Source organism: Rhizobium sp. BK602, from assembly GCF_014195095.1.
Taxonomy (GTDB): domain Bacteria; phylum Pseudomonadota; class Alphaproteobacteria; order Rhizobiales; family Rhizobiaceae; genus Rhizobium.
Genome location: NZ_JACIBC010000005.1, coordinates 429,061 through 455,253 on the forward strand (window position 1 = coordinate 429,061; position 26,193 = coordinate 455,253).

Here is a 26,193-nt window from a genome sequence, read left to right on the forward strand (position 1 = left end):
TCAAGACCGCCTCCTACAACCCAATCGCAAGGATTGCATCATGAGCAAATTGTTCACGACCGTTGACGTCGGTCGCTATGTTCTGCCGAACCGGCTTGTCATGGCGCCGATGACCCGCAGCCGCGCCGAATTCGACGGCACGCCCGGAGCGCTGGCGGCCGAATACTATGCCCAACGGGCCGAGATCGGCCTGATCGTTACCGAGGGCACCCAGCCCTCCGACGACGGACAGGGCTACCTCACCACACCGGGCATCTATACCGATGCCCAGATTGCCGGCTGGCGGAAAATCGTCTCCGCTGTGCATGACAAGGGTGGCCATATCTTCATTCAGCTCATGCATGCCGGGCGCATGTCGCATCCCGACAATACCCCGCATCATCGTCAGGGCGTCGCGCCGTCGGCGATCGCACCGGGCGCGCCGATGTTCACCGCCAAGGGCATGCAGGATATTCCGACACCGCGCGCCCTGACGACCGAGGAAGTACGCCAGACCGTCCGGGACTTCCGCCACGCGGCCCGCTGCGCCATAGAGGCCGGCGCCGATGGCGTCGAGATCCATGGCGCGAATGCCTATCTGATCCAGCAGTTCTTCGCGCCGAGCGCCAATATCCGCCTCGATGAATATGGGGGCTCGATCGAAAATCGCGCACGGTTTGCCGTCGAGGTCGCGGCCGCGATCGCCGAAGAGATCGGCGCTGACCGGACAGCCATTCGCCTGTCGCCCGGCACCGCCATGTGGGGCATCGACGAGGGTCCGGAAGGCTCCGACCTCTACCGTTATCTCGTCACCCAGCTCGACAAGCTCGATCTCGCCTATCTGCACATTATGCACCAAGGCAACGAGGCGCTGCTGGCGGACATTCGCAAGCTCTGGGAGCACCCGCTGATCCTCAACCGGCCGAGCCGGCCGCGCGAGGAGATCGGCTCCGACGTGGCTTCGGGCCTGGCCGATCTGGAAGCCTATGGCCAGGCGGTCCTGGCGAATCCGGATTTCATCGCGCGTCTGAAGGCCGGCGCTCCGTTCAATGCGGCGGACCGCGGCACCTTCTTCGGCGGCAATGCCCAAGGTTACACCGACTATCCGACCATCGCCACGGCCGGCGCCTAAAGCCGCGGCCGCAGCGACCCAATCAACAAGGAAGAATATCATGTCCCGAGACACAATCACCGCCAGCAATACGGCAATGCTGCTGATCGACCATCAGGTCGGCACCATGGGCTGGGCAAAGTCGATGCCGTTCGAGGAGTTGAAGCGCAATGCGCTGATGCTGGCCAGGACGGCAAGCATTCTCAAAATCCCGACAATCCTTACCTCGAGCATGGAAGACCATGCGCAAGGTCCGCTCCTGAGCGAGCTGGAGGAGCTGCTGCCGGCCGAATTTGCTGCGCGTATCAAACGCCTCGGCATCGTCAACGCATTGGATGACGAAAACTTCGCCGCCGCAGTCAAGGCAACCGGACGCAAGAAGATCATCATCGCCGGCGTCACCAACGACGTCTGCACCGTCTATCCCACATTGAGCCTGCTGGAAGCAGGCTACGACGTGCAGGTGGTCGCCGATGCCGGTGCCTCGCCCAGCAAGATGGCGGATGAGATCGCCATCCGTCGCATGGACAAGGCCGGGGCGACGATCACGAGCACCAACCAGCTCATCGCCGAACTGGCTGGGAGCTGGGCCACGCCGGAAGGCGGCCAGTTGGCACAGGTGCTGGTCGAGGCACTGGCGGCTTAGCTAAGATGATATCATATCGCAGGGCCGCCGATGCGGCTCTGCCTATCAGCCGGCGCCCAACCCATGGGCCGCCCTTTCCAGCGGCTCGCGAAAATCCGGGTGGGCCAGCGCAATCAGTGCCCTTGCTCGTTCGGCAACGGACTTGCCCTTGAGATTCGTCCATCCATATTCCGTGACGACGATATGCGTGTCGTTGCGCGATGTGGTCACCGGCCCGGTCAACGCCGGAACGATGCGCGAGAGCGTGCCCTTGGCCGCGGTGGAATGACAGGCGATGATAGACCGTCCTCCCCGCGACGCATAGGCGCCACGCACGAAATCGACCTGACCGCCGGACGCACTGAACTGCCGGCCGTTCATAAATTCCGAATTGCACGCCCCGTTCAAATCGATCTGCAGCGTCGCGTTGACCGACACCGCCCGGTCGTTCTGAGAAATAACGAATGGGTTGTTCACATAGTCGACCGGATAGGCTTCAACGTCCGGATTGTTGTGCAGGAAGTCGTAAAGCGATTGATCTCCGAGCGCGAAGGTGAAGATCGACCGCCCGATATGCGTCTGCTTGCGGCTATTGTCGACCACGCCCGCCTTGACCAGATTGGCGAGGCCCACCGTCATCATTTCCGTATGGATGCCAAGGTGGCGATGGTGCGAAAGCCGCGAACACACCGCATCCGGCAAGGCGCCGATGCCCATTTGCAGGCAATCGCCGTCTTCCACCAGGCCCGCAACGATCGCACCGATGGCATCGTCCACCTCGTTGCTCGGCGCCGCCGGCAGGATCGGCAGGCTGACGTCGTTTTCGACGAGCGCCGTCACGCTCGATACGGGGATCATGCAATCGCCCCGAACGTAGGGCATCTTGGCATTGACTTCGAGGATCAGCCGAATTCCCGGCTTCCGCGACACTGCAAGCGCATAGTCGGTACTGGCGCCCAGGCTGAAATTGCCGTCCGCATCCATCGGCGCGACCGTTGCAATCAGCGTATCCACGCCGACATGCTCGACCAGGGAGCGCGGCACCTGGCTGAAATGACAGGGCACCAGGTCGATGGCCGGCAATGCCTCCGCCGATCGCCTCTTGTCGAGCGCACGCTCCACGCCGCCATGGAAGTAGCTTATCGGAATGATCCGATGGCAGAGGTCGAAATCGAAAACACTGGTTCCCGCAACGCCGGTGCAGAGAAGATAGTGGAGCCGCACATTGTCGACGGCCCCCGCCCGGGCCCGCTCAGCGAGCGCGGCAAGAATGGCGGGCGGCTGACCGGCAGCGATCGGCATCGCGACCTTCGCGCCCGACGGAATGAGAGCGACAGCCTCCTTTGCGGATCGCAGCCGCTCGCGATACAGCATCTGATGCATAGCAGTCATTGGGTCCTCCTCCCGGTGCTATTTTCAGAAAGAATCAACGTCGATTGTCTTGTTCACCGTCCTCACCGGCCTTTACGATCGTTGCAGGTGCCTTGGCCTCCACGGAACACCCCTTATCAAAACCGCGTAATGCGTATTCTGGCAAGACTGGACGACCGGTGATGTGGGAGACCGGTCATTTCTTCGGGGTCAGCCGGCCCGACTAGCTCGTGAGGCGGCACGGCACGGAGCGCGCCGTGCTTCCGGCCGAGGGCGACGACGATTTCCCCGATCCGTGAGCACAGCATTGTCGTCACGAACACGCGGTCGCTCCATCACATCGAGAAGACGGTGGGGACAATGATTGACAAGCCACATGGACGGTCGATATGTAAGCGCTTACAAATCACGCTCCCGCCTTAAGTTTCGCTGAGAAACAATGCTCACTCCCAACAACCATCGTTTTGTCTCGAAATGATATGAACGCGAGCTTCTCACTATCGATCAACAAGCCGACATCATCTCTGATGCAAGTGGCTTAACTTGTTAAATCTTTGAAATCAGAAGGGATGACGTCATGACTGGCTCGGCTTTGATCAGAGCGCTTGTCGCAGCGCTTGGCCCGACCACTGTCTTGGTTGACGAGGCAATTCCGCCGCGCAATCTCAAGGACTGGTCGACACTCGGGCCGGAAACGCCACTTTGCGTCGTACGTCCGACGGACACGGAAGGTGTGGCAACGACCATGCGCTTGTGTAGCGAGCATGGGGTCGCGGTGGTCCCGCAGGGCGGCCTGACCGGACTATGCGGCGGCGGCCGGCCGATTGGCGGCGCCGTTGCGCTGTCGCTCGAAAAAATGACTGGTGTGGAGGAAATCGATCCCGCCGCCGCCACGATGACCGTGAAGTCCGGCACTCCGCTGCAGGTCGTGCAGGAGGCGGCCGCTGCTGCCGACTTCTTCATCCCATTGGATCTTGGCGCCCGTGGATCGTGCGCGATCGGCGGCAATTTGTCCACGAATGCCGGGGGCAACCGTGTGATTCGCTATGGCATGGCACGCGAAATGGTTCTGGGTCTGGAAGTGGTGATGCCCGACGGCACCATCATCCGAAACCTCAACAAGATGATCAAGAACAATGCGGGCTACGACCTGAAACATCTGTTTATCGGCAGCGAGGGCACGCTCGGCATCATTACGCGAGCGGTGCTGCGACTATCGCCGCGACCGGGCTGCACCATGGCCGCGCTTTGCGCATTGGAGGATTACAGCAAGGTCCTCGACCTGCTTTCGGCGGCGAGACGCGGCCTTGGACCCCTGCTTTCCGCATTCGAAGTGATGTGGCCGGACTATTGGGACACCGTGATCGCGATGCCCGGCGTCCGCAACCCGATTGCCGGCAAGCATGGCGCCTATGTACTGGTGGAAGCGCAGGGAACCGATGAGGCTATCGACGCGCCGCGTTTCCAGGCCTGGCTCGAGCAGCAGGCCGAGGCGGGCATTTTGGCGGATGCCGCGGTTTCGCAATCGCTTGCCGATGTGCGCGCATTCTGGGGCGTACGCGACGCCTGTTCGGAGTTTCCGCAGGTACTGGGTCCGCATGAGCCTTTTGACATCGGTTTGCCCGTTGCCAGAATGGATGATTACGTCCGGTCCTGCCTTGCCGCATTGCGCGCAAGATTTCCAAGCATCATAGCCTTGTTCTACGGCCATATCGGCGATGGCAATATCCACATCGTTGCCTGTGTGCCGGGAGAAAGTCCCCAGCCCAAGGACGAAATCGTCAATATCGTCTATGATCAGGTACGCCAGTTTGGCGGCACCATCTCCGCCGAACACGGGATTGGCCTTACCAAGAAGCCGTTCCTATCCTTCGTCCGCAGCCCCGAGGAATTGGCATTGATGCAGCGCCTCAAGGACGCGCTCGATCCGCAGCACCTGCTCAATCCCGGCAAGGTGCTGTAACCGGCAAGGACGATTTTAAACCATAGCCTGTGCGGAGCAGTCTGGGCGACCGGATTGCTCCTTGACACAGGTGATGAATTGAGAAATGTAAGCGCTTACAAAAATCGATACGAACTGGTCGCAGTTGTATCCACGTTCCCCTCCTCTATACGCAGCAGCGAAAGCCTGCCTGCACAACAGCCAGCAAGACGATCGCAAGCGAGACATAATGAAGAAATTCCAGGGCATCATTCCGGTCATGATCACGCCGTTCGCGGAAACGGGTGAAATCGATTATGACGGCGTCGGCAAGCTGGTCGAATGGTACATCGCAAACGGCTCGGACGCGCTCTTTGCCGTCTGCCAATCGAGCGAGATGCAATTTCTAAGCCTGAACGAGCGCGTGGAACTCGCCGCGTTCGTGAAGAAGGCGGCCGCCGGACGGGTTCCCGTCATTGCATCCGGGCATGTCGCGGAAAGCCTTGAAGAACAGTCGGAAGAACTAAACGCGATCGCCGCCACCGGCGTCGACGGCATGGTGCTCGTCACCAATCGCCTCGATGCGAAGCAGCAGGGCGGTACGAAATTCATCGACGATCTCGATTGGCTTCTCGCAAAGCTGCCGAGCGATCTGCCGCTCGGACTCTATGAATGCCCTGCCCCCTATCGGCGCCTGCTCACCGATGAGGAGTTGATGTATTGCGCCAACGGCGGCCGTTTTCATATCCTGAAGGACGTCTCCTGCGATCTGGAAACGGTGAAGCGACGGGTCGCGCTGGTAAAGGACACGCCGCTTGCGATCGTCAATGCCAATGCCGCGATCGCCTACGACGCCATGAAGGCCGGCTCTCTTGGATTTACCGGCGTGTTCACCAATTTCCATCCGGATCTCTACAAATGGCTGTTTGAAAATCGCCATGCGGCATCCAAGCTCGCCGACGAGCTTTCCATCTATCTCGCCTTGGCTGCGATGGCGGAACCCATGGGCTATCCCAAGCTCGCAAAGCTTTATCATCAACGTCTCGGCACCTTCGGCTCTGCACACAGCCGGGTCATAGGCATCGACATCAGGGAAAAATACTGGGCCCTCGACGCTCTCCTCGACAAGATCGTTGAAGGAACGGAGCTATTTCGAACGCGCCTGGCAGAACACGCCAAGGGGCGTTGACGCAGGAAAATCCGGCAGGAACGGTGATCGATATTCAAATTGAGACCAGGGTCTCGCAGCTTAATTTATGTAAGCGCTTACAGATATCGATCTGCGGATTGTTTCGCTTGAGGTTCCTGAAACGGGAGGAAAATCCGCTCCGCATCGCGGTCGGGCATTTTGTTGGAGGATTGCATAAATGGTTCAATTGACCCAGACCAAACCACAGGCCGTCGCGACGGATGCGCGGGTCGGGAAGCACCGCTACGTGGTGCTTTTGATGATCACGCTCGGGATCGCCGTCAACTATATGGACCGCGCGACGATGAGCGTGGCCCTGCCGTCGATCAAGGAGGAGTTCGGCCTGTCGCCCGCCATTAGCGGCGTCCTGCTGTCTGCCTTTTTCTGGACCTATGCAAGCGGCCAGTTGCCGATGGGCTACCTTGCCGGTCGCCTCGGCCCGCGCAAGATGATTGCCCTTTCGGCCCTCACATTCGGCCTTGCCACAATCGGGATGGGTTTTGCCTGGGGCGTCACCTCGATTATCGTATTGCGCCTCCTCCTCGGCATTGGCGAAGCTCCGGGCTTTCCTGCGGCCGCCCAAGCGGTTTCGCAATGGTTCCCGCGATCCGAGCGCGGTTTCGCTTCCGGCACCTTCAACAATGGCAATCCGATCGGCTCCACCCTTTCCGTTCCGCTGGTTGCGCTGCTCATTTCCTGGACAGGCTGGCGCCATGCCTTTGTCGCCGCAGGCTTGCTGGCCGTCATCTATGCGATCGCGTGGTGGTTCTTCTACCGCTCCCCGGCCGAATCCAGGCAACTCAGCAAGGCGGAGCTGGACTATATTCAGGCCGACGGGGAAGCGAGCGCCAAGAACATTGCTCAGGACGACCTGTCTTGGCCGGCCCTGTTCAAACAGCGCACCATCTGGGCCATGATGATCGGTTTCTTCTGCGTCAATTTTTGCGCCTACTTCTTCATCACCTGGTTCCCCTCCTATCTCGTCAGCACCTACAATTTGAGCCTGCTCAAGCTTGGTTTTCTCGGGATGATTCCGGGTATCGCATCCATGATCGGTGGCTGGACGGGCGGCCTGGTCTCCGATTGGCTCGTTCGCCGCGGAACGGACCTTACGACTGCGCGCAAAGTATGCCTGGTGGGCGGGCTGCTCGGCACCTCGACGATCGGCCTGGCCGTCTTGTCGCCGACGGTCGGCATGGCCTTGCTCGCCTTGTCCGCTTCGTATTTCTCCAGCACCTTCGCCGCCGCTTCCGTGTGGTGCCTGCCGGGCGATGTCGCGCCTGCAAACCATCACGTCGGCTCGATCGGTGGCATTCAAAATGCCGCTGCCAATCTGGCGGGTATCATTTCCCCAATCCTCATGGGCGTCATTACCGGTATCACCTCCTCGTTCGAGCTGCCGCTGATTATCGCCGGCTGCGTTGCTCTCATTGGCGCTGCGAACTACGCCTTCCTTCTGCCGCGGCTGAAGCCGCTTTCCAACTGAGGCAGGAAGGCCAACTCAACAAGGCTCCGACCGTTCAGGGCCGGAGCCTGCAACTACCACGACGACCGGCATCAAGATGCCATATCCATTCAGGATAAGATGATGGTGATCGCAAACGTAGAGGACGCCCGGCTCCTCGCGCGCAGGAAGCTCCCGAAGGTATTTTTCGAATACATCGACGGCGCGGCGTTCAGCGAAGAAACTGCGCACAGAAACATCAGCGATTTCTCGAACTGGACCTTGCAGCAGCGCGTGCTGGTCGATGTCTCGAGCCGCAGCCAGAAGGTCAGCTATCTCGGCAAGGAGCGCGCACTCCCCTTCCTCCTCGGTCCGGTCGGCTTCTCCGGTCTCTTTGCCGAGCGGGGAGAAATTCAGGCGGCACGGGCCGCGCACGCAGCCGGTATCCCCTTTTGCCTGTCCAGCTTCGCCATCACCTCTCTCGAGGCGTTGCGCGAAGCGACAAGCGGGCCTCTGTGGTTTCAGCTCTATGTGCTGAAGGATCGCGGCCTGGCGCAGAAGATGATCGACATCGCCATCAGAACCGATGTCGAGGTGCTATGTGTCACCGTCGATACGCCGATCGGCGGCGTTCGCGAAAAAGATGTTCGCAACGGATTTAGAAGTCTGACGAAAGTCACGCCGAAGCTGGCCTTCGCATTGGCCCAGAAGCCCGGATGGTGTGCCCGGATCCTCAGGCATGGCATCCCTGAAATCGGCAACCTCGCCGGCATGCCGCAATATGGCTCCAACGCCTTGGAGCAGGCGACCAAGCTTGGCGAGTATATCGATGCGTCGATGAACTGGGACGACATCGCCTGGATACGCAAAGCCTGGCCCGGAAAGCTGTTGCTGAAGGGAATACTGAACCCGCTGGATGCCGCTCACGCCCTCAATGCCGGAGCCGACGGTATTGTCGTTTCAAATCACGGCGGCAGACAGCTCGATGGCGCCGCCTCGACGATCGAAACCCTGCCCCGTATCGTCGATGTCGTTGGCGACAAGCTCGATGTTTTTCTTGATGGAGGCATTCGCCGGGGCACCCATGTCGTGAAAGCCCTGACACTCGGGGCCAAGGCCGTTCTGCTGGGGCGCGCCTATGCCTACGGACTGGCCGCCGGCGGCCAACAGGGTGTGAGCACCGTTATTCACCTCCTGCGCACGGAGATCGATTCCACCATCGGTCAGATGGGGCTTAGAGACCTCTCGGATATTCACAGGCGACAAGATGAACTCGTGACCCGGCGGCACGGCATCGGCTGAAACCGGTTTTTCCTTTCCAATCGCCTTCCGGGTCGCATAAGTATCGACGCAAGGATGCATGAGATGCGAGGCGGGGATTAAATTGGAAGGTGAGCCCATAAGACGAACACGCAATGGAAGCGGCCGGGTCAAGCTTCAGGAAGTCGCCCAAAAGGCGAATGTGTCTACGGCGACTGTTTCGCGCGCATTCAATGAGCCCTCAAAGGTGTCGGAGGAGGTCAGACAGCGCGTCTTCGAGGCCGCCCACGCTCTGAACTGGATTCCCAACGCGGCCGGTCGAGCCTTGGCGTCACGCAAGACGCAGATTGCCGGCGCAATCATTCCGACGCTCGACAACGAGATTTTTGCCAATCAGATCAGCGGTATGCAATCCGTCTTCAGCAAGCACGGCTTCACCTTGCTTCTCGGTTGCTCAAACTACGATCCGCAAGAGGGTTTGCGGCAAGCCCGCGCGATGCTTGCCCGTGGGGTCGACGCGATTGCGATCGTTGGCGAAGATCATCCCCCCGAACTTTTCGAAGCCCTGAGGTCGCGGCATGTACCCTATGTTGTGACCTATGCCTTCAACAGGACGTCCCCGCATCCTTGCATCGGATTCGACAATTATGCCGCGTTCCGTGAGATCGTCGAGCACCTTCTTTCTCTCGGCCACCGCAGCTTCGGCGCCATTTTCCAGCCGCTCGATAACAATGATCGCGTCAGGGCCAGGTTAAAGGGAGTTGTGGATAGATTGAAGGATGCCGGTTTGGCCATTGCCGAAGACCGCTGTCTCATCGGTCCGTCGACAATGGATTTTGGGGCCTCGAGCTTCTTGCATATGATGGGCCAGACAGACCGGCCGACGGCGATCATATGCGGGAATGACAATATTGCACTGGGCGCCTTGTTGAGAGCGAAAGAGATCGGATTGGACGCCCCAACGGATTTCTCCATAACCGGCTTCGACAACCTTGCGATTTCGTCGCGATTTCGCCCCACCCTTACGACGATGATGATCGACAACCAAGAAATCGGACGCCGCGCCGCCACGGCGCTTCTGCAAGCAATCGCGGAGCGAAATCACGTACCAGATCCAGTTGAGATCAAGCCGGAACTTAAGATACGGCAGAGCACGGGGCCGGCGCCATAAAAGCATCGGATATCGGCCAGGCGTGTGCCTGATCGAACTTTGGGAACGATCTACGCCACGAACACCTACTTCGATGCGTGTATGGGAAATTGCGTATCCATCGAACCGGTGAGCGGCGGCAATGTCCTACGGGTGAAATTCTCGAATGTGTGGGCCAGTCCAGCAAACTCGGGCATACTCTTTCAAAGTCCAAATGTTCACAATGTCGCTATTTCAGCAGAAGATGCTGCTGCCACTGGATGACGTGCAGGGCTGCCTGCACGATACCACAATCCCCAACTAAGTCAGAGCGCGCTGCACCGCTGCCTGCAACGCCATGGCATATCCCGACTGCCCGTCGAGGAAACCAAAGAACGGCGGAAACGGTTCATGAGCGACAATATCCCGTGCCCGACAGGCGATACCAGGCATCGCCGATAGGGGTTACGTCCACATCTTTCCCCTACAAGACCCACACCGTGCTCACCAACAACGGCATGGCCTTCACCGCGCCAGCGTTTGCCTGATCGCGGCGATACCACGGCGCAAGAAGGGGTCCGAGTGGATGTAGAAGAACTGGACCCCCTGCTCGAGCCAGCCGGGCAGTTCGTCTGCCGTGACCAGGGTGCCTGCAACCTTTCCGGCCGCGCGGATCTTACGAACAGCGTCACCCACCTTCTCGCGAACCTCGGACGGGCGAGGTTCGCCGAACGGCGGCGCGGGCGGAAAGCCCATGTTTTGGGAGAGATCGCCGGGTCCGATGAAGAAGACGTCGATGCCCTCGACCTTGAGCATGTCCTCAAGATTGTCGATCGCATCGACCGTTTCGATCATCGCCACCACCAGGCGCCTCTCGTAGTCGGATGGCATCGCGTAGCGTACCGCGTCCACGATCGCCTTTGCCTGATCGGCGGTATCAACCATCGGCACCATGACGCCATCCGCACCGGCATTCAGATACCGGATGATGACCGGTCGCTCATGCGAGTGTGGACGAACGATCGCGGCTCCGCCGACAGAGCGGACGATCTGCGCCGTCTCCCGGACGTCCTCGAAACTCCAGGTGCCGTGTTCGCAGTCTACGAAGACAGAGTCCGCTCCGAGCTCCACCAGACGGGCTGCCAGTCCAGAGGACGAATGATGCGGTGTGAACATGGTTATGGGTTCGCCGGCCTGGAGCCGCGCGCGCAACTTTGCACCATTCATGGATTTCCTCCCAGTTGTTAGGTCTTCGGCATGTCGGGCGTATCGGCCGGCGCCCCGACCCATCGCGCAACGTCGATATCGGCCGACGTGTCGCGCATGAATGTCGGGCAGATGTGCAGCTCGGGAATGACTGCACTCCTGTTCAGGCTTGCGCAAAGGACGATCGCCCGGGCGACGTCGTGAGGATCCATCATGACCGCGCGTTCCTCTTCCGACGGAGGCCGGGCGCGATTGTTCATGATCGGCGTGTTCGTCTCTCCAGGCAGGATCGTCGTCGCCCTGATCCCCTGGTTTCTGTAGGTGTTGTGCAGGAAGGTCATGAAGTTTTTCACGCCCGCTTTCGCGGCGCCATAGGCGGCGCCGCCCAACAGGTTCGGATTGACCACGGCAAGGGAGGATACGGTAATGATCGTTCCTTCGCCCTTGGCGATCATCTCCGGCAGAACGGCCTGCGTGAGATTGAACACCGCCGTCAGGTTCACGTTGATGGTGGCGGCCCACTCCTCCTCGCTGATGAAGCGGGCGTTGAGCACCTTGCTGGCGCTGCCGGCGTTGTTCACCAGGATGTCGACCGGGCCGACCGCGCTCTTGATCCACTTGACGGCCTCGAAGATCGCGTCACGGGACCCGATGTCCAAGCTTAGCGCAATGGCCTTGCCTCCCACGTTCTTGATCAGACTGGCGACTTCGTCCAATGGCTGAACACGTCGGCCGGTCAATACGATGGTCGCCCCCTCCTGGGCCAGCAGGAGAGCCGTCTCCCGCCCGATCCCCGATCCCGCTCCGGTTACGAGAGCAATTTTTCCACCAAGACGTCCCATCTCTTCCCTCCTATTCGGCGGCCGCGGTTATCGGGCCAGAATAGCCGTAAATGTCCTTGGCCGCCTTCGGCGTCACGAGATTTTCGGAGAGATCCTGCTCGATAAGCTGACGGGAGCGGTCTGCCGCCCGGCCCCATCCGCCGCCGCCGGGCGTTTCGACTTCGAGCCGCTCGCCGGTCTTCAGGACCACCTTGCCCTTCGGAAAGTGCGGTTTGCCTTCCTTGCTGACCTTGCCGACAGTTCCGTTCTTTCCTTCGACAACACCGAAACAAGGATGACGGACCCGTTCCGACGCGAGATAGATGCTCATCGGGTTCTTTCCGAGATTCCGGAGGATGACCCGCTGGCCCAGACCGCCGCGATGCTTGCCGGCACCGCCCGAGTCGGGAATGAGCTCCTTGCATTCCGTCAGAGCGGGAACGGCGACCTCGAACATCTCGATGGCGGTCACCTTGCAGTTCGATGGAAAGCTCAGCGTATCGAGACCGTCGAACGCGGCGCGAGCGCCCTGCCCACCATGGAAGTTCTGAACGGAGCCGTACTGCGTGCCGTCGTTGCGCTGGCCGACGCAATTTGCCGCCCAGATCGGAGCGCCGCCGCTGTCTCCCATCACCTTGTCGGGCACGACGCCTTCGAGCGCCTTGAAGATGAGAGACGGAATGACGTGGCCGATAAGGTTTCGCGAATTGCCAGCCGTCCACGGCTGTGGATTGAGAATCGAACCGAGCGGCGCTTCGTCGGTGATCGGGACGATGCAGCCTTCGTTGTTCGGCGTCTCCGGATCGAGCAGGCATTTCAACGCATAGACCGAATGCGCGTAGCGATAGTTCGTGCGGCAATTGATCGAATGGAGAACCTGATCGGAGGTGCCGGTATAGTCAACGTGGATGGATTCGTCCTTGACGATGACCGATGCTTTCAGCGTCACGTCGACATCATAGCCGTCGAGCAGGACTTCCGCGCTGTAGGTGCCGTTCGGCCATTCCTTGATGGCTTTCCGGGTCTGCGCTTCCGAGCGCGAATGGATGGCATGCGCCAGCCCCTCGACATCGTCGAGGCCATATTCGTCGAGGAACTTAACAAGCTCGCGGCCCATGACATTGTTGGCGGCGATCATCGATTCCAGGTCGCCCCGGACCTCGGTCGGAAGACGGACGGAGGCCGCGATGATATCGAAAACGTCCTCATTGGGAATACTGGCCTTGAGGAGCTTGACGATCGGAAAGCGAATGCCTTCAGCGAAGATGTCGCTTGCTTCGGAGTGCAGCGGGGCACCGCCGATATCGGGCAGATGCGCGATCGAGCCGGCGTAGGCAACGACTTTCCCGTTCTTGAAGATCGGCGTGATCATGGTCACGTCGGGAAGGTGACCAGTGCCGATTTCGGGATCGTTGGTTGCGAGAACGTCACCTTCGACAAGCTTGTCTGCCGGGAACTTCGGCAGGAAATACTTTTGTGCGGCGGCTGGCAGCGACGTGATGAAAACCGGGATGGACCAGGTGCATTGCGCGAGCGCCCGGCCCTTGGCGTCCAGAAGCACGGTGACGTAGTCGTGATTTTCACGGACGATCGGCGAAAAGGCCGTCTTGCCAAGGACGTTGTCAGCCTGGTCGGCGATAAAGATCAGGCGGTTCCACATGACCTGCAGATTGATCGGGTCATTGAAATCGGTGGCGGGTTTCGACATCTGAATGCCCCTTAGAGGATATTGATCACGAGGTTGCCATGGGCGTCGACATGGAAGATGCCGCTCGGCCCAACGACCGCGGTCGATTCACGCTGCTCAACAATGGCTGGCCCCTTGACCTCCTGTCCGACCGGAAGCTTGTAGTGGTCGTACACGGTGGTTTCGACATAGCTGCCGATTTCGTTGAAGAAGACCTCGCGGCTACCCTTTCTGGCGCCCGCGACGACAGTCTCGTGCGGCCGGGTGACCTGATCCTTCTCGCCGCTTGCGCGCAGACGCCAGGTAATGACTTCCAGTGGGGCAGCAACGGTACGGCCGAAAAGTTCGCGGTAGAGCTTGAAGAATGCGTCCTTCAACTCCTTCAGGAACTCCTCCTTCGGCAGGTTCCTGTCCGGCAGAACGACCGTGATCTCATGCCCCTGGCCGACATGGCGCATGTCCACGGTATAGCGGTTGGAGATCGACTCGGTCACCACGCCCGCAGCGGAAACGACCTCGGCGCCCTGGGCAGCCAGATCGTCAAGCAGACGGTTCACCGCGTCGACATCCCAGGCATCGAGCGCCATAGGATGGCTGGCCGACAGATCAACCGCCACCGGAGCGATCAGGAGGCCGATCGCCGAGCTGACGCCCGCGCCGGTCGGGCAGATGATCCGTGAGATGCCGAGCTTGCGGGCAATTCCGTAAGCATGGACCGGACCCGCGCCCCCGAAGGCGACCATTGGAAGCGAGCGGGGATCGACGCCGAGGTCAGTCGCGTGCATCGCGGCCGCCTTGCTCATGGATTCGTTGACCAGGTCGTGGATGCCCCAGGCGCAACGCTCGATGGACACGGCAAGCGAAGCAGCGAGCTTGCTCATCGCCTCGCGAGCAGCGTCCTTCGACACCTTGAACGAGCCGCCGACGAAGGACTCGGTGCCCATGTAGCCAAGCAGAATGTCGGCGTCCGTAACGGTCGGCTGCGTTCCGCCGCGCTGATAGGCGGCGGGACCTGGCATCGCGCCGGCCGAATGCGGTCCGACATCGAGCAGCCCGAGCGGGTTCCTGGCGGCGATCGAGCCGCCGCCCGCGCCGATCTCGATCATCTGGATCGACTGGATCTTCAGCGGAAAGCCCGATCCCTTTCGGAAGCGCTGGTAGTGTGCGACTTCAAGATCGGTACCGACGTTCGGTTCACCGTCCGGGATGAGGCAGAGCTTGGCGGTCGTACCACCCATGTCGAAAGAGAGCACGCTTGTTTCACCCGCCGTGCGGCCAAACTCGGCGGCGGCAACCGCACCGGCGGCCGGGCCGGACTCGATCAGACGCACCGGCAGTTCGGCAGCGCGCCGGCTGGGAACCAGACCGCCGGAAGAGGTCATCCAGAGTACCTGACGGTCGATACCCTTGGCAGAGAACTCCCGCTGCAGGTGCGCGACGTGTCCCGCCATCTGCGGACGCGTATAGGCGTTGACGACAGTGGTGGAGGCGCGGTCGAATTCGCGCATTTCAGGGCACACTTCCGAGGACAATGAGACGAAGATGTCCGGGTCTTCTTCGCGCAGCAGAGCAGCGACGCGCTGCTCATGCTGCGGGTACTTATAGGCATGAAGCAGGCAGACGGCGACCGAGCGAATTCCCCTTTCCTTGAGGCGACCGGCGATCTCTCGCACCGTCTCTTCCTTCAACTCGGTCATGACCGAACCATCCGCCGCAATGCGTTCTTTCGCGCCATAGCTGTTTGCGCGGGAGACGAGTGGATCTGGATATTTGATGTTGAGATCGTAGAGGTCGTAGCGGCCTTCGTTACGGATACGCAGCATGTCCTGGAAGCCGTCGGTGGTGACGAAGCCGGTCTCGACGCCCTTGCGCTCAAGGACGGCGTTGGTCACCACGGTCGTCGCGCCGAGGACCTGCAGGTTTTCGACGGTGATCGCGGAGGAGAACGTCTCCAGCAGTTCCGATACGCCCTGGACGACCGCTTCCGCCGGGTTCTTCGGGGTGCTCAGCACCTTATGAAGATGGAGGTCGCCGTTGTCGTCGAGCAGCGCGAAGTCGGTGAATGTCCCACCAGTATCGAAAGCCAGTTTTGCCATATTTCCCTCGAAGCAGAAGGTCGGCGCCGGGTGCGCCCGTTGCCATGAGTCCGCATGTCGAACTCTTTATCTGCCATGAGGTTAGGTGAATTGAGCGAGGGTTCGCCAACACAACTACGGTCTGCCGCCATAGGGTTTGCTTATGGCGAAACACCGCCTCGGAACGCAAATTTCGTATCTGGCTGTCGAGCGGTGATTGCAGAAATGTCAATTCTGGCGGCTCGCGCGGGCGGACCGGAACAGTCAACAGAATGACGATACGGCTTGCGCGAGCAGTGCAGATTTGAGGGAACGTTTATACCGCGCTGATGCCCGCATGCTTGCGCGATGTCATGGAGCCGACGACATCCAGCAGAACTGCCCTTGCCGCCAGCGCGGGCTCCGAAAGCGGAAGATGGTCGGAGATGCATAGCGAGACCGTGGCATCGATGACCGGCCGCGTCAGGGCGCGGATCTGCGCGCCGGCAAAGGACGGCGTGGCGGTCACGACGGAAGCGGGCACGATCGTCGCTCCCAGACCGTCGAGGACAGCAGCGCTGAGGGCAGGAACGGATTCGATCTCCGAGACGACCCTCGGGGCCACTCTCGCCCGCGCAAGAGCATCGTCGATCATACGTCGCAGAAGATGATTCTTGCTCGGAAGCAGCAGCGGCGTATCCGCGAGCGCCCCGACCGGCAGCGCCTCGTTCAGCTCACCCGGCAACACCATGCCCGGCGGGGACACGAGGAACATCTCCTCCTTGAAGAGCGGCTGCAGCGTCGTGCCCTTGATCGGCTCCGACGCGTAGATGAGCGCCATGTCCATCTTTCCGGTCATGATGAGCTCGCTGAGAATCTGGCCGAAACTGTCGTTGATGTGGACGACGATCTGCGGGTGCCGGCTCTTCATCTCTCGGAGAAGCGGAAGCGATAGGGACGTCGACGACGAATAGGTCGCCAGCCCGATCGAAACGCGTCCGGCGATCGAAGCATCCGCCTGGTTCATGTCGGTCTGGGCCTGATCGATCTGCTTCAGCATCAGCTGAGCGTGCCGGTAAAGGATGAGGCCGGCTTCCGTCGGAGCAATACCGACATTGCTGCGGATCAAAAGCTTGTGCTTGAAGTGCGCTTCGAGCGACGCGACCTGTTGCGAAAGAGCCGGTTGGGCTGTTCGGAGGATTGCCGCTGCGCGCGATACGCTTCCGGTGTCGACGATTTTCACGAAGCTTCTAAGCTTCCGGAAGTCTACGCTCATGGTTCCACGCCCTTTTTCGTGGACCCTATGCTCCCGGGAAGGAGACATGCAAGCCTCCCCTTCCCGATTTATCCAGGATAGCGATTCAGCTTAGCGCCTTCACCGCGCGTTCGATGCGGTCACAGGCTTCCGCGATCAGCTCCATGGAGGTCGCGAAAGACAAGCGGAAGTAAGGAGACAGGCCGTAAGCCGCGCCCTGCAGGGCAGCGACGCCGACGCCATCGAGCAGATAGAGGACGAATTCGAGGTCATTTTCGATCACCTTTCCCTCCGGTGTCCTCTTGCCGATCACGCCGCCGCAGTTCGGATAGAGATAGAACGCGCCGTCCGGAACGAGGCAGGAAAGACCTTCGACGGCGTTCAATCTTGCGCATGCATAGTCGCGGCGCTCCTTGTAGACCTTCACGCTCTCGGCAATGAAGCTTTGGTCGCCGGCAAGCGCGTAGGCCGCGGCAGCCTGGCTGACGGAGGAAGGGCAGGACGACATTTGCGATTGCAGCTTGTTGATGGCGGCGACAAGCGCGGCAGGACCCGCCGCGTAACCTATGCGCCAGCCGGTCATAGCGTAGGATTTCGAGACGCCATTGGTCAGGAGAACGCGGTCCTTGAGCTCCGGCACGGCCGCGACCAGCGTCGTCATCGGTTCGTCCTTGAACCACACCTGGTCGTAGATATCGTCGGACAGTACAAAGACATGCGGATGACGCAGGAGAACCTTGCCGATCGCCTCGAGTTCGCTGCGCGAATAGGCCGACCCCGTGGGATTGGACGGCGCATTGAGGATCAGCCACAAGGTCTTCGGCGTAATCACCTTCTCCAATGCCTCCGCGGAAAGCTTGAACCCTGTCTCCTGCGGGCATTGGACGATGACCGGCTTGCCTTCATTGGCGATCACCATGTCCGGATAGGAGACCCAATAGGGCGCCGGGATGATGACCTCGGCATTGTTTTCGACGCTGGCCATGAGGGCAAGAAAAAGGATCTGTTTCGCACCGCCGCCGACGCAGATCTCCTGATCCGAATAGGAGAGCCCAAGGCGCCGCTGAAAGTCCCCGATGATCGCCTTGCGCAGAGCCGGGGTTCCGTTGACGGGCGTATATTTCGTTTCGCCGCGATCGATGGCCTCGTGGGCGGCCTTCTTGATGTTGGCCGGCGTGTCGAAATCGGGCTCGCCGACGGTGAGGTCGACGATGTCCCGGCCTGCCGCCTTCAACTCTCTGGCGCGTGCGGCAGCGGCCGTGCTTGGAGACACCTTGATCCTGGACACGCGTGATGCGGGCACGAAAGTGCTCATGGAAAGCTTCCTCGTTTTGATTGCTTATCGTTCTGTCGATGGTCAGTGAACGGCGTCGGCTTCACCGCGCATTCTTCCCGTCAGGAAGAGCTCGCCGAGTTCGTCATGCGTGATTTCCGCCGGCTTTCCGTCCCAGATCACCTTACCCAGCCTGAGAATGACGGCACGCTGCGCCACCTCCATGGCCTTCTTGGTGTTCTGTTCCACCAGCAGGATCGTCATGCCGGCCGCGTGCAAGCGCAGCAGCTCGTCGAAGACGACACCGATGGCGGCGGGAGACAGGCCTACGGACGGCTCATCCACCAGCAGCACCTTCGGTCTCTGCAGAACGGCCATCGCAACTTCGAGAAGCTGCTGCTCGCCGCCCGACATGTTGCCGGCAAGCGTCGAGCGCCGGGTCTTCAGGATCGGGAAAAGGTCGTAGACATAGTCGCGATCGGCCTTGACCTTGGCATCGCGGATGGTGAACGCCGCCATTTGAAGGTTCTCGTCAACGGTCATCACAGGAAAATTGCAGCGGCCTTGGGGCACGAAGGAGACGCCCTCGCCCAATATCGCCCGCGACCTCATGCCGGCGATATTCTTGCCGCGCCATTCGATAGAGCCGCCCTTGATCGTCGTCATGCCGTAGAGTGTCTTCAGAAGGGTCGACTTGCCGGCGCCGTTCGGTCCCATCAGCGCGACAAACTGGCCGGGCGGAACGTCGAGATCGACGCCGTTGAGGATATCCAGGTTCCCATAGCCTGCGCGCAGGCCCTGGATCGACAGGTTCGATTCAGCCGCCAAGATAGGCCTCCCTTACGCGCTGGTCCTGAATGATGTCATGCGGCAGTCCCTCCACCAGCTTAGTGCCCTGATCGAGAACGATGACCCGCTGGCAGATGCTGGTGACGACATCGATATTATGCTCGATGACGAGGAAGCTGACACCGAGCGACTTGTTCGCATAGACGATCGTCTCGACGACACGCTCGATGATCTTCGGGTTGATGCCGGCCATGGGTTCGTCGAGAAGGATGAGCTTCGGCTCCGGCATGAGCATCGAGGCGAACTGGATCAGCTTCTGCTGACCGCCCGAAAGATTGCCGGCCGGCTGGTGGCGAACGTCCCAGAGACCCGCCATCCGAATGAGATCCCTTGCCCGTTCCCGGAGTGCGTCGATGCGCTGGCGCGATCTGCGGCCGAGACCGAATGTCGAGGCGACGTCGGGGAATGTGAACATCTGCCCGGCGATAACAAGGTTCTCCTCGACGTCGAGAGCCTTGAACGTCACGGTTTTCTGGAAGGAGCGGAGCATCCGTCCCTCGCGCGCAATGCGGTTCAAAGACCAGCCGGTGATGTCCTGCCCGTCGAGGATGACGGTTCCCGTGTCAGGACGGGCAAGGCCGGTCGTGCAATCGAAGAAGGTGGATTTTCCGGAGCCATTCGGGCCGATGAGGCCGGCGATCTCGCCGCGATCGATGTGCATGCTGACATCGTTGACGGCCTTCACCGCGCCATAGGATTTGCTGAGATTCTTGATCTCGAGGATCGGCAGGTGAGCGGTCATTTGCCACCTCCGATCGCGCTCCAGAAGCGGTTGATCAGCGGAGCGAAGCCCTTCTTGAAGCCGAAGACGAGAATGAGAAGGCAGATCCCATAGATGATCATTCGCAGTTCGGGGGTCACGCGGAGCGCTTCCGTCAGACCGACGAACAGCAGGCTGCCGAACACCGTTCCGGAGATTAGTCCGGCGCCGCCACCGAGAACGATGATGAGCATCGTGGTCGAATAGTACATCTGGAAGGTCAAGGGGCTGACGACGGTCAGATAATGTGCGTAGAGGCAACCGCCGGCACCGGCGAAGGCCGCGCTGATCATGAAGACGATCAGCTTATAGCGCCACGTCGGGATGCCGACGGATTCGGCAAGGGTTTCGTTTTCGCGGATCGCGACCATGTTGCGCCCGGCGGGCGACTTCACGATAGCCCAGGCCAGCAGCGTCGCCAGGATACCCGTGGCCAGCGCGAGATAATAAAAGTTCGTCGTTCCGGATACGTTGAACGACAGCGGCCCAAGCGCGAAATGCGGCTTCGGGATGGCGGAGAGGCCCATATCCCCACGTGTCACTGAAATCCAATTCTTGGCGATGGCCTGGCCGATGATCACGAAGCCCAGCGTACACATCACGAAGGAGGTCGATCTCAGACGCAAGGCCGGAATGCCGAGCGGAAGCGCCAGCGCGCCGGAAACAAGCGCGGCGGCTGCGAAGTTGACATAGAAGGGCGTTCCGTAATTCACGGCCAGGAGACTGGCGGTATAGGCGCCGATGCCGAAGAAGGCGGCCTGGGCGAGCGAAAGCAGGCCGGTATAGCCCACGAGAAGGTTCAGGCCGTGCGCCGGAAGCATGAAGATCAACGCGATGATCAATGCGTGGGTGACATAGCGACTTCCTATGAAGGGCGCCGCCACGGCAAGCACGATCAGCACGGCCGCGAGCGGGATGCGGAGATCGCGTCGCCTTGCCTGCTGGGTCGTTTGAGCGAGAGACATTTCACAAGTCCTCAGAGTTCGAGAATATGCCGGCGGTCGCTTAGAAGCGCGCTTGCGTCGAGAAGAGACCGTGCGGTCGCCACATCAGCATCAGGATCAGCGTCGCGAACCCCACCGTGTCGCGGAACTGAAGGCCGACATAGGTCGCCACCAGGCTTTCCGCGATACCGAGGATCATCGCCGCGAAGAACGTGCCCCGAACATTGCCCAAGCCGCCCATGATGATGATCGGCAGGGTCTTGAAGGTAATCAGTTCGCCCATGCCGCCATAGACGCTGACATTGACCGGCGCAGTCAGGACGCCGGACAGCGCCGCGAGTGCGGCACCTAGAATGAAGGTGCGGAGAACCACCTGGGGAACATCGATGCCGACCACTTCGCAGCATTCGACATTCTGCGATACCGCGCGCATCGCCTTGCCCATCCGGCTATAGGTCACCATCAATTCGAGGCCGATGAACACCAGAAGGCAGGTCACGAGAATGATGATGCGCTGCTCTGCGAGGCTGAAGCCGAGGATCGACACGGGCTCGATATAGCCGGCGGAGAAGAACTTGTAGCCGCCTCCGAAGACGAGGATGACCGTGTTCTGAAGAACCAGCGCGACGCCCAGGGTTGCGAGCACCCCGGACTCCGCCGGAGCCCCCACCATGCGCTGCATGACGAGCTTGCCCACGACATAGGCGACGACGATGGTGGAGACGACGCCGACGACGATCGAGGCTTCATAAGAGAGACCCAGATAGTCGACGGCGAACCACGCGCCGAAGGTGCCCAGCATGTAATATTCGCCATGGGCGAAATTGATCGCCCGCAGGACGCCGAAGATCATCGTCATGCCGACCGCCACGATCGCATAGACGGATCCGGTCACGACGCCGTTCACAATTTGCTCGAGGATCGTCGAGATCATAACCATCCGCCTTTCGAGCTTATTGTGCGGGATATTGGATATCTGCCGTATAGGCTCCCTTGATGGCCGGCTTGCCGTTTTCGATCTGGAGAAGGATCATCGGCAGGCGGGCCTGATTGTGATCGTCGAAGGTCACCTCGCCGACCGGACTCTTATATTTGATCTTTGACAGAGCCTCTCGAACCTTTTCCTGATCGATGCTGCCCGCTTCGTGGATGGCTTTCGCGAGCAGACGGACCGTGTCCCAATGAACGTAGGCATGGTTGTTGGGCGCGTCCTTGTAGGTGGCGGTGAACTTCTCGACGAACGCCTTGCTTTCCGGGGAATCCCACGCGGGAAGCCACGCAGCCGCCTCGACCGCGCCTTCGAGCGCCGTCGGCGCGGTGGCGATCGTCTTGGCGGTATTGAACTCGCCATTGCCGATCAAGGTCACCTTTCCGGCGAGACCAAGTTCGACCATCTGGCGAGCAACGATGGGGGTCGTGTCGGCCAGGCCGTACATGATGATCGCCTGTGCGCCATTGTCGCGGATCTTCGAAAGAACGCTGCGGAAGTCGACTTCGCCTTCCTTGTAATAGTCCTCGCTCAGTATCTCGCCCTTGAACTGCGGAAGATACTTCTTCGTGAAGGCGATCGCGGAACGACCGTAGTCTGTGTCGACCGATAGAACCGCGAATTTGGTGAAACCACGCTGTTCCGCCGCATATTTAGCGACGATGAAGGCGCGATTTTCATCTGTGGGATAGTTGCGGTAGGTCCATTTGAAGCCGCCGACGCCGGCGCCATAGGTGATCTTCGGGTTGGAAGATGCTGCGTTCAGGAGGAGAACTTGCGCATCTTCGGCCACCGGCTGCATGGCCAGAGTCACAGAGCTCGAGACGTCGCCGATGATGAAACCGACCTCGTCTTCGTCAATAAGACGGCGGGTGGCCGAGACGCCCTCGACCGGCGTGCCCTGGCTGTCAGCATTGTACAGTTCGATCTTGTGACCGTCGACGCCGCCCGCATCGTTGATTTCCTTGACCGCCAATTCGGCGCCGTGCATCGAGAACGCGCCATAGCGGGCATTCGGGCCGCTCATCGGAGCGACGATCCCGAGCTTGATGGGCTTTTCATCGGCGACGGCAGCGCCGCAGTAGATCGGGGAAGCCATGGCAAGCATAAGGCTCGCCGTGGAAATGCAAAGAGTTCTACGCGTCAAATTGAGGACCATGTTCCCACTCCGTGTTCTCGAATGCGTAAGCTCGGCATTTTCGCTGAGCCTTGCGACTGCCGCTTAAGCGGTTCTGTCGGATGCGGCTTTCACCGCTGTCGTCAGAGTAGGTTCATAGAAGTGTCTCTGGCCAACACAACTCCATTCTGCCGCCATAGCGTTTCTTTATGGCGGAACTCGACATTTTCTGCTGGCGCTTGAAAGCAATGCGCCCTGCGAAAAGCGGATGCCTCCTATGCGATCAAATGCCTTCAAAACAATCACTCGAAAGCTTATTTCCTCGGCAGAACCAACAAGGGAAATACCATGAAAATCGCAGAACGATTTCGGCAGTTCACTGAAAACCGCAGAGCAATCCGGGAGCTTTCACGGCTTGATGATCACGTCCTGAGCGACCTCGGGCTTTCGCGCTCGCATATCCGCTCTGCCGTGCTTGGCAAAGCGCGTTGATGACTCGATAAAAATCAAGCTGCTCCATGACTTCGCCGTTCACCAGCGGCGGGATCGTCTGCCGTTTGCGCTCCGGCAGTTCACGCGCGACGAGGACATGAGTTCCAAACGTTGCTTGCTCCGAGCAACCCTGCACCGGCATAGGCCGAAGTGAACTCCATCGAAGGGCTTGGAACGCTCGATGCGATGGCTGTCAGCTGGCTCCGGCGGAAGAGATCGGGGCCGAACCAACTCGGCTCACTGCGCATCGTATCTTCGATGAGCCAATCCCGTGCCGCGTTCCTCCACACCCTCCTCCGCCGTCAGTTGACCCCGGCGACAATCGGCAGAGTTGGACTTCTTCGCCATTTCGCCGAGCCGGCAGAAGCCGCCCATGCAGTTCTTGAACGGAATCGAAACCGCGAAGTCCGAAGCCCTGCTGACTATAGCCTATTGCGCAGCTAGAATTGGTAGGTAGTGCCTTGTAATTGGAATGCGCCAAGCTGCGTCAAAGGCTGCCACGAGAAATCAAGACCAATGGGAGACGCCGTATGCGTTCTTCCAGCCTCTGGCCCGAAAGCCTCGCCAGCAACATTTCGCCCGCGCAGCGCCCAAGTTCAGCGCTGTCGATGCCGATCGTGGTCAGACCGGGCGGAATTTCAGCGGCAATATCGCTGTCCCCGAAACCGATGACCGCAAGGCTTTCAGGAACGGAAATACGACGCCGGCGCGCCTCCATGATGCAGCCGAGCGCCAGAAGGTCATTTCCGCAGAATAGTGCTTCCGCGCCCGTACCTCTCTCGAGAAGTTCCGACAGGCACCGGCGGCCATCGGAAGGGCCAATGACGTCGTCGACCAGCAGCTCCCCGACCATATCGAGCCCCATTTCCAGGCAGCCCTCCCGAAAGCCTTTCAGGCGCAATGCGCCACGGCCGCCCTTGCGGCCGACGTAGGCGACTTTCTTGTGTCCCTGTCTGGCAAGGGTTGCCGCCGCCAGCCGGCCGGCCTCGGTATTCGAGAAGCCGACCAGCATGTCGATCGGATCCCGCGGCAATGCCCATGTCTCCATGATGGGGATAGCGAGATCCCGCAGGATCTCACGGTTCGCCTCCAGCTCTATGACCCCCGTGAACATGACGGCGGCAGGCTTCAGGGCCTGAAGGGAGCGGATGGCAGCTGTTTCACGCTCATAGGAATAGGACGTCTGGCCGACGAGAAACAGATAGCCCGCCGCCTCCAGGACCTCGGCGCAAGCATGCAGGGCAAGCGCGAACTGCTCGCTGAACATGTTCGATGCAAAAGCCAGGACGACATTGGATCGTCCGCTTTTCAGCGCGCGGGCGAAGGGATTGACGCGATAACCGGTCTGTTTCACCGCTTGAAAAATGCGCTCGCGTTTTTCTGCGCTCACCTGCTCGGGATTGCGCAGGGCGCGCGATACGGTGATCGGCGCGACGTCCGCCAGCCGCGCGACGTCTCCGATGCTGGCGGGGGCACCATCCGGTGCCTGTCCACCGATCGGGATCGCGCCCTCAACCGCTGCGGCCGGAATGCGGACGACATCGTCGTAAATAACGGCACTGTCGCGTGCATCCCTTTGATGATCGGCCATAAATGTTCGGTTCCGCGCTAAGGTCTCAGCCCTTGATTATCCGCCCGACCTGGATGAGGCAATCGCCGGATTGGCACTGGGTGTGCAGGCGGCGGGAAATGACGATGCCGGCCGCGGCGAAACGCAGCGTTTCCTCCGCTTCTCCAAGGCGCTCGAAATCGTGGTACCAGCCGGCGACATCGCCTTCCTTCACCTCCGCGCCGATATCGACGGCCGGCTCGAACCAGCCCGTGCGGCTGGCGTAGATCGCCTGATCGTGCGAATCGAGCTTCAGCAGACGGGTGATCTGTGGTTCGGAGCGGGTCGGCAGCAGCGATTTGTCGGTGATGCCGGCTGCGATCAAAAGACGATTGATGGCGAGCGCTGACATCGACATGGTTTCAGGCGTCACCGTCCCGCCGCCACCGAACTCGCCGCTGATGCCGATCGCCCCCGCACGGGCGGCCGCGGCCATCGATGTCGGAGCATCCACGCCGTTGCGGGCGATGAACACATAAGGCATGCCGAGCGCTTTCAAAAGCTCGGTCGCCCGCTTGTGGCGTTTGGGATCGTCGCTCTCCTCGATCAGCCCGGTCGGCAGATGAGCCATCGACGTTCCGCCGGAATGCAGGTCGAAAACGATATCGTGACGCGGGAAGAGATCGTGCTCGAGGAAGTGGGCCATGCGGCTTGTCGGCGTGCCCTCGAGACTGCCCGGAAAGGCGCGGTTCAGGTTGCCGCCATCGAGCGGCGAGCAGCGGCGGCCATTCATCACCGCCGGCATGTTGGCGAAGGGCAGGATCGTCAATGTGCCGCGGATGTCCTGCACGGTGACAGCGCGTATGAGGCGCACGAGATTGATCTCGCCCTCATATTCGTCGCCGTGATTGCCGGCCATCAGCAGCACCGACGGACCTTCGCCGTTGCGGATGACCGATATCGGGGTGCGAACATGAAAATAGGGCGACCGATCGACGGAGAACGGGGCCGAAAGCCAGGCGGAATGCTTGCCGTCTGCGCTAAAGTCGATCGAATGGAATAGTCCGGTATGCATGAGGTGCCTTCCGCGCCGGATGCCCGGCATTTGCATGAGCGGTATTGGTCCGAGGGTTCGACGGCCCGCCTGACGGCGAGCCTGGAATGGCTGA

At 60.4% G+C, this 26,193-nt stretch carries 22 protein-coding genes and 1 pseudogene; 9 read left to right on the forward strand and 14 right to left on the reverse strand.

What is annotated here, in order from left to right; all coding sequences use genetic code 11:
* The first annotated feature begins 40 nt into the window (after window positions 1–40).
* Both FHX11_RS18570 and FHX11_RS18575 read left to right on the forward strand, forming a co-directional pair.
* The gene (locus FHX11_RS18570) at window positions 41–1,111 is read left to right on the forward strand and encodes an alkene reductase (RefSeq protein ID WP_184359203.1); all 1,071 of its coding nucleotides are present in this window, start codon (window positions 41–43) and stop codon (window positions 1,109–1,111) included.
* A 40-nt stretch (window positions 1,112–1,151) separates the two neighbouring features.
* Window positions 1,152–1,736: an isochorismatase family protein gene (locus FHX11_RS18575; RefSeq protein ID WP_184359205.1), complete on the forward strand. Its 585-nt coding sequence runs from the start codon at window positions 1,152–1,154 to the stop codon at window positions 1,734–1,736.
* Between the two features lie 45 nt (window positions 1,737–1,781).
* Here the strand turns inward: FHX11_RS18575 and FHX11_RS18580 are convergent, their stop codons facing one another.
* Window positions 1,782–3,107 (reverse strand): acetyl-CoA hydrolase/transferase family protein, encoded by a 1,326-nt coding sequence (locus tag FHX11_RS18580; RefSeq protein ID WP_184359207.1) that lies wholly within the window; start codon window positions 3,105–3,107, stop codon window positions 1,782–1,784.
* Between the two features lie 556 nt (window positions 3,108–3,663).
* Here FHX11_RS18580 and FHX11_RS18585 point away from each other — a divergent pair.
* The 6 genes and pseudogenes from FHX11_RS18585 to FHX11_RS29955 all read left to right on the forward strand — a co-directional run.
* Complete coding sequence (locus FHX11_RS18585; RefSeq protein ID WP_184359209.1) at window positions 3,664–5,049, forward strand: FAD-binding oxidoreductase; 1,386 nt, start codon at window positions 3,664–3,666, stop codon at window positions 5,047–5,049.
* Between the two features lie 205 nt (window positions 5,050–5,254).
* The gene (locus FHX11_RS18590) at window positions 5,255–6,196 is read left to right on the forward strand and encodes a dihydrodipicolinate synthase family protein (RefSeq protein WP_184359447.1); all 942 of its coding nucleotides are present in this window, start codon (window positions 5,255–5,257) and stop codon (window positions 6,194–6,196) included.
* Between the two features lie 178 nt (window positions 6,197–6,374).
* Window positions 6,375–7,682 carry an MFS transporter gene (locus FHX11_RS18595; protein ID WP_184359211.1) on the forward strand — a complete coding sequence of 436 codons (1,308 nt, stop codon included), beginning with the start codon at window positions 6,375–6,377 and terminating at the stop codon, window positions 7,680–7,682.
* Window positions 7,683–7,781: 99 nt separating this feature from the next.
* Window positions 7,782–8,942 carry an alpha-hydroxy acid oxidase gene (locus FHX11_RS18600; RefSeq protein ID WP_246781068.1) on the forward strand — a complete coding sequence of 387 codons (1,161 nt, stop codon included), beginning with the start codon at window positions 7,782–7,784 and terminating at the stop codon, window positions 8,940–8,942.
* An 82-nt stretch (window positions 8,943–9,024) separates the two neighbouring features.
* Complete coding sequence (locus FHX11_RS18605) at window positions 9,025–10,071, forward strand: LacI family DNA-binding transcriptional regulator (RefSeq protein ID WP_348649717.1); 1,047 nt, start codon at window positions 9,025–9,027, stop codon at window positions 10,069–10,071.
* Between the two features lie 279 nt (window positions 10,072–10,350).
* Window positions 10,351–10,460 (forward strand): annotated as a pseudogene (locus FHX11_RS29955) (IS481 family transposase); the annotation flags it as partial.
* 94 nt (window positions 10,461–10,554) lie between these two features.
* Here the strand turns inward: FHX11_RS29955 and FHX11_RS18610 are convergent.
* The 11 genes from FHX11_RS18610 to FHX11_RS18660 all read right to left on the reverse strand — a co-directional run bounded on the left by FHX11_RS18610 (window position 10,555) and on the right by FHX11_RS18660 (window position 23,025).
* Window positions 10,555–11,256, reverse strand: coding sequence for an aldolase/citrate lyase family protein (locus FHX11_RS18610; RefSeq protein WP_184359215.1), 702 nt, complete (start codon window positions 11,254–11,256; stop codon window positions 10,555–10,557).
* A 17-nt stretch (window positions 11,257–11,273) separates the two neighbouring features.
* A complete protein-coding gene (locus FHX11_RS18615) occupies window positions 11,274–12,077 on the reverse strand; it encodes an SDR family oxidoreductase (protein ID WP_184359217.1) in 804 nt (267 codons plus the stop codon).
* Between the two features lie 10 nt (window positions 12,078–12,087).
* The gene (locus FHX11_RS18620) at window positions 12,088–13,764 is read right to left on the reverse strand and encodes a hydantoinase B/oxoprolinase family protein (RefSeq protein ID WP_184359219.1); all 1,677 of its coding nucleotides are present in this window, start codon (window positions 13,762–13,764) and stop codon (window positions 12,088–12,090) included.
* 11 nt (window positions 13,765–13,775) lie between these two features.
* Window positions 13,776–15,839, reverse strand: a complete 2,064-nt coding sequence (locus tag FHX11_RS18625) for a hydantoinase/oxoprolinase family protein (RefSeq protein ID WP_184359221.1) — start codon at window positions 15,837–15,839, stop codon at window positions 13,776–13,778.
* Between the two features lie 295 nt (window positions 15,840–16,134).
* Window positions 16,135–17,073, reverse strand: coding sequence for a nitrogen assimilation transcriptional regulator NAC (nac, locus tag FHX11_RS18630; protein WP_184359223.1), 939 nt, complete (start codon window positions 17,071–17,073; stop codon window positions 16,135–16,137).
* 85 nt (window positions 17,074–17,158) lie between these two features.
* Complete coding sequence (locus FHX11_RS18635) at window positions 17,159–18,367, reverse strand: aspartate transaminase (protein WP_184359225.1); 1,209 nt, start codon at window positions 18,365–18,367, stop codon at window positions 17,159–17,161.
* A gap of 42 nt (window positions 18,368–18,409) precedes the next feature.
* A complete protein-coding gene (locus FHX11_RS18640; protein ID WP_184359227.1) occupies window positions 18,410–19,153 on the reverse strand; it encodes an ABC transporter ATP-binding protein in 744 nt (247 codons plus the stop codon).
* Window positions 19,143–19,916 carry an ABC transporter ATP-binding protein gene (locus FHX11_RS18645; RefSeq protein ID WP_184359229.1) on the reverse strand — a complete coding sequence of 258 codons (774 nt, stop codon included), beginning with the start codon at window positions 19,914–19,916 and terminating at the stop codon, window positions 19,143–19,145. The genes FHX11_RS18640 and FHX11_RS18645 overlap by 11 nt, the downstream gene beginning before the upstream one ends.
* Window positions 19,913–20,899, reverse strand: coding sequence for a branched-chain amino acid ABC transporter permease (locus FHX11_RS18650; RefSeq protein ID WP_184359231.1), 987 nt, complete (start codon window positions 20,897–20,899; stop codon window positions 19,913–19,915). The genes FHX11_RS18645 and FHX11_RS18650 overlap by 4 nt, the downstream gene beginning before the upstream one ends.
* Before the next feature lie 40 nt (window positions 20,900–20,939).
* Window positions 20,940–21,812 (reverse strand): branched-chain amino acid ABC transporter permease, encoded by an 873-nt coding sequence (locus tag FHX11_RS18655; RefSeq protein ID WP_184359233.1) that lies wholly within the window; start codon window positions 21,810–21,812, stop codon window positions 20,940–20,942.
* A 19-nt stretch (window positions 21,813–21,831) separates the two neighbouring features.
* Window positions 21,832–23,025, reverse strand: a complete 1,194-nt coding sequence (locus FHX11_RS18660) for an ABC transporter substrate-binding protein (RefSeq protein WP_184359235.1) — start codon at window positions 23,023–23,025, stop codon at window positions 21,832–21,834.
* Between the two features lie 306 nt (window positions 23,026–23,331).
* Between FHX11_RS18660 and FHX11_RS18665 the strand changes: the two genes are divergently transcribed.
* A complete protein-coding gene (locus FHX11_RS18665) occupies window positions 23,332–23,475 on the forward strand; it encodes a DUF1127 domain-containing protein (protein ID WP_184359237.1) in 144 nt (47 codons plus the stop codon).
* Between the two features lie 487 nt (window positions 23,476–23,962).
* Here FHX11_RS18665 and FHX11_RS18670 read toward each other — a convergent pair whose 3' ends face one another.
* Both FHX11_RS18670 and FHX11_RS18675 read right to left on the reverse strand, forming a co-directional pair.
* A complete protein-coding gene (locus tag FHX11_RS18670; RefSeq protein WP_184359239.1) occupies window positions 23,963–25,066 on the reverse strand; it encodes a LacI family DNA-binding transcriptional regulator in 1,104 nt (367 codons plus the stop codon).
* Window positions 25,067–25,091: 25 nt separating this feature from the next.
* A complete protein-coding gene (locus tag FHX11_RS18675) occupies window positions 25,092–26,099 on the reverse strand; it encodes a succinylglutamate desuccinylase/aspartoacylase family protein (protein WP_184359241.1) in 1,008 nt (335 codons plus the stop codon).
* Window positions 26,100–26,193: the final 94 nt, after the last annotated feature.